This window comes from Haliscomenobacter sp. (genome assembly GCF_041740695.1).
GTDB lineage: Bacteria > Bacteroidota > Bacteroidia > Chitinophagales > Saprospiraceae > Haliscomenobacter.
In genome coordinates this window covers 34747-47771 of the sequence record NZ_JBGSLK010000079.1, presented here as the reverse complement: position 1 = coordinate 47771, position 13025 = coordinate 34747, and the positions used below count along the sequence as shown (strand labels likewise).

9 protein-coding genes are annotated in these 13025 nt (G+C 46.1%); 8 read left to right on the top strand and 1 reads right to left on the bottom strand.

Annotation, left to right across the window (positions count from 1 at the left end; genetic code table 11):
* The first annotated feature begins 184 nt into the window (after positions 1 to 184).
* The 8 genes from ACEW9O_RS16340 (at position 185) to ACEW9O_RS16305 (ending at position 11449) form a co-directional block, all read left to right on the top strand.
* Entirely contained in the window at positions 185 to 3478 is a 3294-nt protein-coding gene (locus tag ACEW9O_RS16340) for a histidine kinase (protein WP_373551252.1), read from the top strand.
* A gap of 59 nt (positions 3479 to 3537) precedes the next feature.
* A complete protein-coding gene (locus ACEW9O_RS16335; RefSeq protein WP_373551251.1) occupies positions 3538 to 4284 on the top strand; it encodes a LytR/AlgR family response regulator transcription factor in 747 nt (248 codons plus the stop codon).
* 164 nt (positions 4285 to 4448) lie between these two features.
* Entirely contained in the window at positions 4449 to 7655 is a 3207-nt protein-coding gene (locus ACEW9O_RS16330) for a S41 family peptidase (RefSeq protein ID WP_373551250.1), read from the top strand.
* Between the two features lie 85 nt (positions 7656 to 7740).
* A complete protein-coding gene (locus tag ACEW9O_RS16325) occupies positions 7741 to 8304 on the top strand; it encodes a Crp/Fnr family transcriptional regulator (protein WP_373551249.1) in 564 nt (187 codons plus the stop codon).
* A 107-nt stretch (positions 8305 to 8411) separates the two neighbouring features.
* Positions 8412 to 9512: an SMP-30/gluconolactonase/LRE family protein gene (locus tag ACEW9O_RS16320; RefSeq protein WP_373551248.1), complete on the top strand. Its 1101-nt coding sequence runs from the start codon at positions 8412 to 8414 to the stop codon at positions 9510 to 9512.
* 57 nt (positions 9513 to 9569) lie between these two features.
* Entirely contained in the window at positions 9570 to 10037 is a 468-nt protein-coding gene (locus tag ACEW9O_RS16315) for a hypothetical protein (RefSeq protein ID WP_373551247.1), read from the top strand.
* A gap of 3 nt (positions 10038 to 10040) precedes the next feature.
* Positions 10041 to 10754 carry a DUF4386 domain-containing protein gene (locus tag ACEW9O_RS16310; protein WP_373551246.1) on the top strand — a complete coding sequence of 238 codons (714 nt, stop codon included), beginning with the start codon at positions 10041 to 10043 and terminating at the stop codon, positions 10752 to 10754.
* 137 nt (positions 10755 to 10891) lie between these two features.
* Positions 10892 to 11449 carry a Uma2 family endonuclease gene (locus ACEW9O_RS16305; RefSeq protein WP_373551245.1) on the top strand — a complete coding sequence of 186 codons (558 nt, stop codon included), beginning with the start codon at positions 10892 to 10894 and terminating at the stop codon, positions 11447 to 11449.
* Between the two features lie 105 nt (positions 11450 to 11554).
* On the opposite strand, the gene ACEW9O_RS16300 is transcribed toward ACEW9O_RS16305, so the two are convergent.
* Positions 11555 to 13024 carry a TlpA family protein disulfide reductase gene (locus ACEW9O_RS16300; RefSeq protein WP_373551244.1) on the bottom strand — a complete coding sequence of 490 codons (1470 nt, stop codon included), beginning with the start codon at positions 13022 to 13024 and terminating at the stop codon, positions 11555 to 11557.
* Position 13025: the final 1 nt, after the last annotated feature.

Here is a 13025-nt window from a genome sequence, read left to right as displayed (position 1 = left end):
ATACAGTGTCGCCCAGGTTTGTGATTGGTAATCTTAAGCTCCTATTTGGTAAGTTCGAGTTTGTCGTTGGTAAAATGTCTACTCGTACATAAATCAATGAAGAAAAATATTGATGCAATACAAAAATCTTTCCCTTTCTTTGAGTGTTTGATTAAGCGCTAAAAATCATTTCAATAAATAACACTTGCCCAAATTCACTAAAATCGGCACGATCGCAGCTTGGCTGTTTTGCCTGTGCTGCCAGCTGCTGGCACAGCCCGCTGGAGTCATGCCGATTAAGTCCCCTAATGGCAAAATTTGGCGGGTAACCGAGTCCTGGTTTGAAAAATCGCCGCCACTTTTAGAGTTTTACAAGTTTGGGGAACAAGATGGCTTGCGTCTCCAAGGCTCTGCATTTTTGCTCCTGCAAGACCGCCGGGGCGATATTTGGATCAAGGACGATGTCGCAACTGATCTCATTCGCTACGATGGCCATCAATTCAAATATTTTCATCCCGATCCGAACGACAGCACTCAATTAATCAACGGTGTTTTCGATCTAATTTGCGGCATGGTGGAAGCCCCCAATGGCTGGCTATGGGTCCGACACGAGCAGGGTTTTTCTTGCTACAATCCAGTGACTGAGCGTTTTCTGAATTTCAGGATGCAGTTGGATTCCGCCATGAACATTCCGCTTGAATTTTTTAAGGGCCGGGAAATACCCTCCGGGTTTTTCGATCCGGTTACCAATCGTTTTGTAAAAGCATTTCCATCAAAAATAGTCGACGGCAGCAACCCCAATCGCAGCGCAGAGACTGTATTTCATTGGCTACTTTATCCTGGATGGGTAGATTCAGAAGGAAACATTTGGAGCTTTCAATCAAGCCCCCTCGGACTAGGATTGGTTTGTGTAAAACCAAGCACTGGAATCAGCATCCTCTACCCAATGATCAAGATGGATGTTCGGGACAAGGCAAGCAGCCCTGATTATGACCCGTGGATCACCGATATGCAGCCAGATGAAAAAGGGGAAAACATTTGGGTAGCCGGGTGGAGAGGTGGCTTGCGCTGCTTTAATCTAGCCTCCAAACAATGGACGCAGTTCACCCAGGTTTACCGAAAAGAGGACGGCGTTGTTGGGGTAGATTTAGAGACAACACTATTCATCACCCCTACTCAGGAGGGTAAATTGTGGCTTGGAACCACCCACGGATTGACCCTTTTTGATCCATCAACCCGTCTTTTTTCAGCTTGGTGGCATACCGAAGAACCTGGTTCCATTGCCCCTGGCAACCACGACCTCAGCAATGCGCTCATTGACCAAGATGGTAGACTTTGGGTATCGGAAGGCAATTTAATGGTGCATGATGAGCACAGGCAATTCATCCAAAAAACCGGTATCAAGTTCCCTTCAGGACGCAAAAAAGACGTTTTTTACGATGGGGTAGAAAACAAGACCTGGTTTTTGAAAGAAGACAATGATCATCAAGGGACAGGAGGTATTTATTGCCTGGATGAAAAGACGGGTAAAATTGAAAGTTTTGTGTGGCCATTTCTTTTCGACCCTAAAATAATCAACAAGGTTCCCTTGAATGGGTTGACCAAAAGAGGTGGCGATATTTTTTTTGTTTCGGAATATACCCTTTACAAATTCAATATTACGTCCCATCAATTAGCCCAAGTAAAAATTCCACCGCCATCCGATCTGGCAACCAAACAGGCTTCACTTAATTCACTGAGAGACATCTCCCTAGCTCCCGATGGTAGCCTTTGGATTTCTATTCTGAATGCCGAGTCGAATATCTCCTTGGTTCATTATTTTCCCGATAAAAATCGTTTTGAGTACGTCCGCACCTCAGCTGGGGGGCTCACCGTCTCGGCAGGTGGTAATCTTTTTATTGACCGCAAAGGCAGAATCTGGTTGATGCCTGATCATACCACCCGCAAGGGCGTTAACTGCTACAATCCTACCTCCAAAAAGACCATGGTATTTACCCAAGAACCCAACAATCCATACTCCCTATCCAACAATTTGGTGAACAATATGGCTGAGGATCAACGTGGGCGCATCTGGATGGCCACCAATTCGGGCATCTGTTGGTTCGATCCCATTGATGCTAAAATCCACCAGGTGACAGGCTTATCAAAAGAGTACAAAAATATTACCATTGACAAAATGGGGAACATCTGGGTCAGCGGCGATGAAGCAGCCATGTACAATCCCCGTACCAAAAAAGTGCGCATTTTTAAAGAACAAAACGGCATGTACTGGGCTGGCGAAATACTCTACACCCGTAAAGATGGAGCAGTATGCTGGGGGCCATTTTGCCGCATTTTCCCTGATGAAATCCCAATGCTGAAACAAGGGCCAGAATGCCGTTTCACCGGCTTTAAAATTTTCGACCGAGAGTGGTCGACACCCGTACATGTAGATTTTTTGGAGAAAATCAAATTGAACCACACCGATAACACCCTCAGCATCGCCTGGTCGGCTCGCAACTTCAGCAACCCGGAACAGGACAGTTTTTATTATCAGCTTACCCGTATGGACGATGATTGGGTAGCTGTCGGATCTGATCACAGCGCTGCCTCCTATCTCAAACTACCGCCAGGCAATTATATTTTTCGCTTGAAATGCAAAAACCGTGATGGCGTATTCGGCCCCGAAAAAATGCTGCGCATTCGCATCGTACCTGCATTTTATCAGACCATCTGGTTCAAGCTGCTTATTGCAAGCATTTTATTGGCTTTTGTGGCCGTGATTGCCTCATTGCGGCAGTGGCAGCAACGTTTAGCTGCTGAACTGAAGCAAAAAGAAGCAGAATTCCTCCAAAAAGAAGCAGAGCTAAACCAACGGCTTTCGGAATACCAAATGGCTGCCTTGCGCGCACAAATGAATCCCCATTTCATCTTCAACAGCCTCAATAGCATCAATCGTTTTGTACAAATGAGTGGCCCTGACGCCGCTTCCAATTATCTTACCAAATTTGCCCGGCTCATCCGATTGGTGCTCGATAACTCTCGCTCAGATGTGATTACACTGGACAACGAATTGGAAGCAATAAAACTCTATTTAGAGCTGGAAAGCCTGCGCTTCTCTGGGCTTTTTGAGTACCAGTTGGAAATAGATCAAACCATAGACACAGAGATGATTAAAGTTCCGCCGCTTTTTATTCAGCCTTATATTGAAAACGCGATCTGGCATGGTTTGATGCAAAAAGAAGGTTTCGACAGAAAACTCCATATTGAATTGCGCATGACCGATTTCGATTGCTTAAACATTCAAATATTCGATAACGGCATTGGACGTGACATGGCGCAAGAAATTAAAAGTAAATCGGCGACACGTCAAAAATCGCATGGCATGGACATCACTGGCGAGCGACTTAAGATGTTTACAATTCGAACAGGCAAAAATATTCAGGTCACGATTCTTGACCTCAAAGATGATTTTGGTAATGCACAAGGAACTGTAGTAAAAATTTTGTTGGAGATATAGCCATTAATGTGTATTTTGGTATATATTTAATCCCGTTAACAAATGAACTCCTACATCCTATGAAAGCTCTCCTGCTTGATGATGAACCTTACTGCGTTGAATTATTGGGCCATTTGTTGAAAAGACATTGCCCCGAAATCGAGATCACAGCCAGTTTTACAGACCCTATAGCCGCATTGGAGTACCTGCGCAAGCATCCTTCTCCCAATCTCGTTTTTTTAGACGTGGAAATGCCCCGGCTCAACGCCTTCGATTTACTCAACTTACTACATCCCTTTACTTTTAAGCTGATTTTTACAACCGCATATGACAAGTATGCTGTAAAGGCCATCAAGTTTAGTGCATTGGATTACTTGTTAAAACCAATTGATATTGAAGAACTTAAATCCGCTGTAAAAAAAGCAAATTCACAGCAATTGGTGCAGGCTTCGCAGTTGGATATGGCAGCAAAATACCGCAATAGTGAAAATAAAGCACCCGACAGGATTGCGTTATGTACCGCAGCAGGTGTTGATTTTGTACAACTCAAAGAGATTTTATATTGCAGTTCTGATGGCAGTTACACAGAAGTTCATCTACACACAGGCAACAAAATAGTATTATCCAAATCGCTGAAGGAACTGGAAGAACTTTTGCCCCCATCTGATTTTTTCCGTCCCCATCATTCTCATTTGCTCAATCTTCAACACATTAAACGCTACATCAAAGGCTCAGGTGGCGAGATTTTAATGGCCAACGGCAAAAGGTTACCTGTTGCACGCAGCAGAAAACTTGAATTATTGGAAAAACTTGGGCTCAATAGTTGAACCGCTTTAACCATAAAAAACTTAGCTGTGTGGCATAATATAGCCCAATTACCCTTTTTTGCATGGATACAACCAGGTCAAAATGAAGAACAATTAGCAGTCCTACTTTACTTTAGCTGATTGGAATACTAATTCACCTGATTGTAAATTTTCAAGACCTAACCATGCACAAACTAGTTACTTTGCTGACTTTGGCGCTTTGCTCACTAGCGTTAAATGGCCAATCCAATCTTTTGCTGCGTCATCCAGCAATCAACAACGATGGTTCCCAGGTTGCTTTTTCTTTTCAAGGCGACATTTGGACCGTAGCGTCCAGTGGCGGTAAGGCCACGCGCCTCACCATCCACGAAGCCTATGAAGGCAATCCGGTTTACAGCCCTGATGGCAAAAAAATTGCCTTTTCCGGCGCACGTTATGGCAACAACGACGTATTTGTCATGCCTGCCGAAGGGGGAAGTCCCAAACGGCTCACTTATCATTCCGCCGCTGACAACGTAGCGGGCTGGGTATCCAACAGTCAGATTGCATTTTCTACCAATCGAGAATTCCGTCAAATTGGTGGCCATCCTGAAATTTACGGGATCAACGCCAGCGGAGGTACGGAGTCCAGACTGCTCGACATCGAAGCGTACGACCCGAGTTATTCTCCCGATGGCCGTTTCATCGCCCTGGTGCGCGGGAGCATCAACCCCGTTTATCGCGAAGATTACAAGGGCGCGGCCAACCGCGAAATCTGGATTTACGACACCAAAAACAAAAAGTACAACAAACTGCCTTTGTTTGACACCAACGACATTCTGCCACGTTGGGGCAACAACCGCACTTTGTACTTCCTGAGTTCTACCACGGGCACGTACAATTTGTACCGAATCAACCTCAACGAAAATGGCCAGGCCCAGGGCAGCCCTGAACAATTGACTACTTTTAAAGATGAAGCCATTCGCCATTTCAGCATTTCAACGGACGGTTCTACCATCGTTTTTGAAAAGGACATGAACCTGTACCTTATGAAGGCGGGCAAAGGCAATGGCAGCAAAATCAATGTGCAAATTGCCGCCGACGACCGTTTTGACCCTAGTGAGATGAAAACCCAAAGCACTGGTGGCAGTGAGTTGGCCATTTCTCCCAATGGAAAACTGATCGCTTATGCGATCCGTGGGGAAGTTTTTATCAAAGAAGCGGACAAGGAAAAAACGCGCAGTGTCAATGTATCTGAACACCCCAATCGCGATATGAACCCCACCTGGTTGAGCGATACCTCCCTGGTATTCTGCTCCGACCGCGCAGATGGGAATTTTGAATTTTTCCTCCTACGTTCGGCAGACCGCGCGGAGCCCAACCCTTTTAAATCACTCAAACACGAATTGATCCGCCTGACCACTACCAAAGAAGATGAATCTTCGCCCGTGGTTTCTTCCGATGGCAAAAAAATTGCCTATGGACGGGGTCGAGGTGATTTGATCGTAGCCGAGATTGCGGGAGATGGCAAACTCAGCAATGAAAAAGTACTGGTTGATGGTTGGGCTGGTGCAAATGGCGTGACCTGGAGTCCCGACAACAAATGGCTGGCCTACTCCATGAGCGACTTGTACTTCAATAACGAAGTCTTCATTCACGCTGCGGACAACTCCAAGCCACCCGTCAACGTCACGATGCACCCACGCACCGATTCACAGCCTTTCTGGAGTGCGGATGGATCAAAATTAGGTTTCCTTTCTGCCCGCAACAACCGCAATGCCGACGTATGGTTTGTTTGGTTGAAAAAAGAAGACTGGGAAAAAGTCAGCCAGGATTGGCAAGAAAAGGATGGTCCAACCGAGGGTGCTCCCGGAGCTGGAGCGGCTAGAGCGAATGCCAAAGCCGAGCCCAAACCCATCCAAATCGACTTCGACAACATCCATGAGCGCCTGGTACAAGTCACCAGCTCTCCTGGTGATGAATCGGGTGTAGTTATTTCCAAAGACGGTCAAACCTTCTTTTACACTGCCCTCAGCAGTACCGCCCGTGGCCGCGATTTGTACAGTGTGAAATGGGATGGCAAAGACTTGAAAGAAGTGACCAGAGGTGGCAGCAACCCCTTCGGCCTGCAAATGGACAAGGAGGGGAAATATGTGTATTATGGCCGCTTGGGTGGTTTTTCCAGAGTGGATGCCAAGTCGGGTACTGCCGAAAGTTTGCCCTATTCGGCCAAAATGAAAATTGACTACCCAGCCGAACGTTTGCAGATCTTTGAAGAAGCCTGGCGCACCATTCGCGATGGATTTTATGACCCACAAATGCACGGCTACGACTGGAATGCTCTGGGGCAAAAATACCGCGAGCGTTGTGTCAATGCCTCCACCAACAACGACTTCCGCGACATGTTCAACTACCTGCTCGGGGAAATCAACGCCAGTCACATGGCCCTGACTGCTCCCGATCGGGCGGAAACTCAACAAGAAGCTACGGGTATGCTGGGCGCTGAGATGACCCCAGTGAAAGAGGGTATGCGGGTTAACCGAGTTGTTCCCGAGAGCCCCGCCAGCAAAGTGGGCAGCCAGCTCAATGTAGGAGATGTCATTACCGCAGTGAATGGGGTGACGTATAGCGAAACCAGCAATTTTTATGAAAACCTGAATGGTTTGGTCAACGAAAAAGTGTTGCTCAATGTGCTGAGTGCCGATGGAAAAAGCCGCGAAGTGGTGATTCGACCAAGTTCCAGCCTGGCCAACAACCTGTACGATGAATGGGTGGACAATCGGAAAAAGCTGGTGGATGAATGGTCCAAAGGCCGTCTGGGGTACATCCACATCCGGGGTATGGACATGCCTAGTTTTGAAGAAACCGAACGGGAATTTACCGCAGCTGGTTATGGCAAAGATGGTTTGGTCATCGATGTACGGTTCAATGGTGGTGGTTCCACTGCCGATTACCTGATGACCGTGCTCAACTACAAACAACACGCGTATACCATCCCCCGCGGGGCCAGTGAAGACCTGGAGAAGGACAAGAAAAAATACCGCGACTACTACCCTACCGGCGAACGTTTGGTGTTTTCGGCCTGGATGAAACCTTCGGTTGCCCTCTGCAACGAGGGCAGTTATTCCAATGCTGAGATTTTTTCACATGCCTACAAAACCCTGGGCATCGGTAAACTGGTCGGTCAAACGACAAATGGCTCGGTGATTTCCACCGGAGGCCGAGGTTTGATTGATGGCTCCTTTGTACGCCTGCCTTTCCGGGGCTGGTTTACCAAGGCGACCGATAAAAACCAGGAATTGGGCCCAGCTGTGCCTGATATTATCCTGGATAACTCGCTGGATTATACCGCGAAGGGTACGGATGAGCAGTTGAAAGCAGCGGTTGAAGCGCTGTTAAAGGATTTGAAGTAAAAGTAGGACGTATCCCCTTGAAAGATTTTTGAGGGGATACGTTCAATGTTATGATTTGAGTATAGGACAAAAGCTGAAATGCCTTATGCAAAAACTGCGAAACTATTTTGAATCCATCGGTTTCGCCAATAAAGAACTCGATCAGGTTTTGAACGCTTTCACGTTAAAGCAGTACAAAAAGAATGATTTTTTTATCGAAGAGGGCAAAACCAGCAAACATATAGGTTTTATAAAAAGCGGTCTCTTTCAATACTTCGTCATTGTGGATGGCAATGAACGAACGACTTATGTTTCAATCGAAAACACGTTTATTTCTTCAGTTCTGAGTTTCGTGAGTGAAACACCTTCGCTGGAATCCGTACGTGCCTTAACAGAGGGTGAAATTTATTTGATCAGTAAAATCGCCTTAAAAAAGTTGGTCAACGAACTCCCGAAGTTTAAAGACTTCTACATTGCCCTTTTGGAAAACGCGGTTTGTGGCATCGCCAGCACTCGGCACGACCTGATCGTACTAAATGCTGAGCAGCGCTACGAAAAAATGCTGCGTGAAGAGCCCCATCTTTTGCAACACATTCCTTTGCAACACCTTGCCTCTATCCTGGGCGTAACGCCCCGCCATCTGAGTCGCATTCGGAGCACGATTCGCTAATTGCCTACTTTTTCATTTTTTATGCGCTTATTTTTCTTTTGGACATTTGTCTAGTGTTCTTAAACCGCCTCGCCTGAACTTTGTGCTGTCAATTAAAAGATGACATCATGAAACAAGTACAAAACAACACACACCTTTTTAGTTTCGGCATTTTGCTGCTTGCCTTAAGCACGGGATGCGCGATCCAACCACAGGCCTGGGAGCCTGCCACCAAACCCGCCTTTACTGGCGTTACCACATTGAACGAAGAGCTCAATACAACTCAAACAATCGCTCTGGCTGGCTGGTACGGCCCGGAAGACATTGTGTTTGACCAGGAGGGAAACCTGTACTGTGGCGTGCACCGCGGCGCAGCAGACTTTAGTGATGGAAAGATTTTGAAAATTGATTCCAGTGGTAAAGTGAGCATTTTTTACGACGCTGGCTCTTGGGTCGCTGGCTTGCACTTCGACGAGCGTGGAAATTTACTGGCACTGAGTCACAAAGAAGGCCTGATCAGCATCAGCCCCGAAAAAAAAGTGACGGTGCTGGCCAAACAAGATGAAGCGGGTGAAAAATTCCTGATTCCCAATGGTCTGGATTTGGCCTCGGATGGCAAAATCTATTTTTCCAACACCTCCGAAATTGCGCCTTACAGCATCAAATACGGTCGCAAAGTCATTCTGGAAATGAAGCCCATCGGTGGCTTTTATTGCTACGACCCACAAAAAGGGACGGTCAAAACCTTAATGGCAGGGACGTATTTTGGCAACGGCGTGGTTTTGTCCAAGGATGAAAGTCATGTGTTGCTGGTCGAAACCACCCGGTACCGCGTGCTGCGCTATTGGCTCAAAGGGGAGAAAGCAGGCCAAACGGAGGTTTTTATGGACAATTTGCCCGGTTTTCCCAACGGCATTTCCATCCGGCCCGATGGCAGCTACTGGCTGGGTTTTACCACCAAACGCAGCGATGCACTGGATAAAATTCATCCAAAACCAGGCATGAAAAAACTGGTCTACAGCCTGCCCAACTTCATGCAGCCCAAAGCAGATTTATTTGGCATGGTCATGCATGTATCCGCAGAAGGCAAAATTCTGCACACTTTGTTCGATACTCAAGGCAAGATCATGCCCGAAGCTGGTGCCGTGAAAGAGCACCAGGGTTACCTGTACCTCGGCGGCGACGTGTTGCCACACATTGGCAAGTTCAAACTGGACGCAGCCCTGTAAAATTGCACTCCATTTTATTACCTCTTTTTTATTCAAACCAATTCAAATCCAATTCTAATGAAACAGTTTATCGTATTGCTGCTCCTGGCAGCAGCTAGCCATACTTTTGCCCAAAATCGTTTTTCTGGCAATGAATTCAGCGTCAATGCTTTTCGCAACCCCTCCATCGGCCTGGAATTCCGCCACCAACAGCTTTCCGTACACGCGGGCTACTACATTACGGCGCTAGAACCAGGGATCACGACCAAGTTTATGAAGGTGGGCCTAACAACGTGGTTTCTGCCCGTAGGTCAAAAAGAACATCCTTCTTCTTTTTACGCTGGTGCCTCCTATCTGCGCGGCCTCAACCTCGATTACAAGGATCAAAACGCGCTGGGTTTGGAAGCTGGTTTTCGCTGGATGATCTGGGAAGGGCTCAATTTTAGGATTGGGGGAATTGCGTTGATTGCCAAAGACCAGGATGTACAAATCAACCCCACCCCAGGACTGAGTTATTCCTTCTTTATTAATTCCAAAAAGCAATAAACCATGGAAAATACAAGCTTTAAAACCGAAAAAACCATCGGCATTTTATTGATTGTCAGTGGCATTTTGTTGTTCATTCCCTACACCATTTTGTCCATTACGTTTGAATACCCGCAAATTTTGCGACAAGATATTGGATTTGTTTTGAACAAGTTTCATTATGGGGGCAACGCCTTGATTTGGACATGGTGGACATTTGCAATGGTAGGCTTGCCCCTTTTACCCGCCTATGTGTTATTGGGCCAAAAACTGGAAGCAAAACTTCCGCTGGTGCGCTGGGTCACCTACATTGGGGTGATCAGTCTGATTGTCCAAATGTTGGGCTTGCTGCGCTGGACTTTTGTAGTGCCCATTTTGGCGAACAGCTATGTTAACGGCAATGAAATGGCCAAAGAGGCCACTAAAATTGCCTTCCAAGTTATTCACCAATACGGTGGCGTGGTGCTGGGCGAGCACATCGGGCAGTTGTTTACCATCATCTGGACGCTGGGCATGAGTTATACTTTTGGCAAGCTTCGTTTGATGCCCAAATGGGTGATTTGGTTTGGCTATGGCACTTCCTTCATTTACTTTTTGGCGCAAGCGGAGTTGTTTGCTACGGTGATGCCGGGCTTTCCAGTGCTGGACTTGGCAGGGCTGATTGGGAGTACGCTGTGGTTGGTGTGGTTGATTGTGGTGGGGGTGAAGTTTTTAAAAATGAATATTCCACAAAGCTAAATGCTAGGTGATACCAGTTTCCCCGCAAGTTTGCAAGTGATCACTTGTGAACTTGCGGGGAATCCGTTTCATTTGATTCAAAGAAGGCGCTTGTGAGGGAAGGGCAAAATATTTATCTTTGTAAAAAACTGCATAAAATGGCCGTTCAAACGCAAAAAAAACTGTTTACGGTTGATGAATATTATAAAATGGCTGAAGTAGGGATACTTGAGCCAGGTGACCGCGTTGAATTGATCCATGGAGAAATACTGAAGATGAGTCCGATTAAAAGTTTTCACGCCAGTATAGTTGACAACTTACACGATTTACTGCTATTTCTACTCCGAGAAAAAGCAATCATTAGAGGACAGAACCCGGTTCAAATCGACAACTATTCCGAACCGGAGCCTGATTTAACCATTGCTCATTTTTATACGCATAAATACCGTCACCAGCACCCTCGCCCAGAGGAGGTGTATTTTTTGATCGAAGTGGCTGATACCACCCTTCAAAAAGACCGCAAAATCAAACTGCCTTTGTACGCAGAGGCTGGCATTGCTGAAGTATGGATCGTCAATTTGAAAAATCATACCGTTGAAGTGTACACTAACCCGATAGATGGAAGCTATCAGGAGCTTAATACTCTAAAAATTGGGGATGTATTGCGTTTTGCAGGATTGGGGTTGGAGTTGGAAGTGGGGCAAATTTTTGAGTGAAGAATGGGTTTAGGGCTTGCAAAATCCGAAGCACGGATAAAATTCCTCCTTGCGTTTGAGGCAAACTTATCAGCACTTCGGATTCAAAATAATTGCCTTTCATGCCTATAACTGCCCTTCCAAACCCTTTAAATTAGAAGGTCTTTTGGCCTTGGTGGTTACAATTTTACCTTCCTCATTGACAATCAAGTACCAGGGGATCGAAAGGGCACCACCTTGATCAAAGATTTCCCTCAAATCACTATTGAAATTCTTGTTGGTGCGCAAGTGATTGCCTTCTAATTTATAATATTTGATCATGCCTTTCCAGGCCTCATCCCGGTCGGGCTCGTCAATGGAGATGTACAATATATCATACCCTTTTTCAGCCAGCAGCTTTTTAAGGCCTTCTTTGTGGGCAAATTCTGCTTTGCAGGGGCCGCACCAGGTTGCCCACACGTCGATGTACAATTTTTTCCCTTTGAATGGCTGCAATGCTTCTTCCAGGGAGTTGAGGTTGGCGTAGTTTTCTACAAATTGGTATTGGTCTGAGAATCCAGCCGCTTGAGCCAAGTGGTATTCGACGATGGGATCGACTAAAGGTTGGAGGTACTTGCTGAAGGGGCTTTGGGGATACTGTTGTTTGAACTGTTCCACCAAGGCAATCAATTCCTTTTCGTATTCTTTTTGCAAACAAGCGCTATAGAGGTAAGAAAACTGAAAATATTCCAAAAACTCCCCACTGAAACGTTTTGGGGCATCTTTCATTTTAAAAGTATGAGCAGTTTCGTTTTTATACCGCTCCTCGTGTTGCTTTGGATCAAAATCCTTGTCCATATAAATAGAAACGCCCTGATAAGTGTAAGCGTACTCCTGCCACCAAAAGGAACAGATCAGGCTTTTGCTGCTGATGGGATATTCCCGTAAGGTTTCAGCAAACCAGGATTGATAGGCTGGAGAGAAGGTTTTGATTTTATCAGGATCGGTTCGCAGCAATTTGACCCAAACGATCTGTGCCTGCATGGTTGCATAATAACAATCCCGATCTGCTTTGACCAATTCAAAAAAGGCCTGGGTAATTTTTTTGGCCTTGAGTAAGGCCATAAAGGGTTCCAGATCTTTGGCCTTTTCCGCTGCAATTTTGGATTTGATCTCACTAATGACGGTATCTTTAAAATACTTACCGGCAGCGACCTGCACAAATCCCGGGTTAGGCAAAGCTTGAAACAATTCTTGCCCCTCCTCATTCGGGCCTTTTGCTTCAAAAAAGTCTTCGTCTTTATCCGCCCCCAGGTTGAGCTTATGGTGCTCACCGGGGCTAAGGATCAGGATCTTTTTGGTTTGGTCCGCCCCACCAATCGCCACGATGGAAGTTTGTTCACAAGGTATTTTAATTTGAAAATTCCCCTGCGCATCAACTGGGACACTCGCTTTGAGCGCCCAATGGAAAATCCCTCGATGGGGGATTGTATAAGTCACTTCTTTGACGGTACTCACGGTGACTTTTCCAGTGATCAGCACTTCCTTCGGGGCGACGTCATGGGTGTTCCAGGCGAGCAGAAGCCAGTTTAGCAATAAAAAAGAGGATAATTTCATA

Coding starts and splice junctions, on each gene's coding strand:
- ACEW9O_RS16335 (WP_373551251.1), top strand. CDS start 3,538: ATGAAAGCTCTCCTGCTTGATGATGAACCTTACTGCGTTGAATTATTG.
- ACEW9O_RS16330 (WP_373551250.1), top strand. CDS start 4,449: ATGCACAAACTAGTTACTTTGCTGACTTTGGCGCTTTGCTCACTAGCG.
- ACEW9O_RS16325 (WP_373551249.1), top strand. CDS start 7,741: ATGCAAAAACTGCGAAACTATTTTGAATCCATCGGTTTCGCCAATAAA.
- ACEW9O_RS16320 (WP_373551248.1), top strand. CDS start 8,412: ATGAAACAAGTACAAAACAACACACACCTTTTTAGTTTCGGCATTTTG.
- ACEW9O_RS16315 (WP_373551247.1), top strand. CDS start 9,570: ATGAAACAGTTTATCGTATTGCTGCTCCTGGCAGCAGCTAGCCATACT.
- ACEW9O_RS16310 (WP_373551246.1), top strand. CDS start 10,041: ATGGAAAATACAAGCTTTAAAACCGAAAAAACCATCGGCATTTTATTG.
- ACEW9O_RS16305 (WP_373551245.1), top strand. CDS start 10,892: ATGGCCGTTCAAACGCAAAAAAAACTGTTTACGGTTGATGAATATTAT.
- ACEW9O_RS16300 (WP_373551244.1), bottom strand. CDS start 13,024: ATGAAATTATCCTCTTTTTTATTGCTAAACTGGCTTCTGCTCGCCTGG.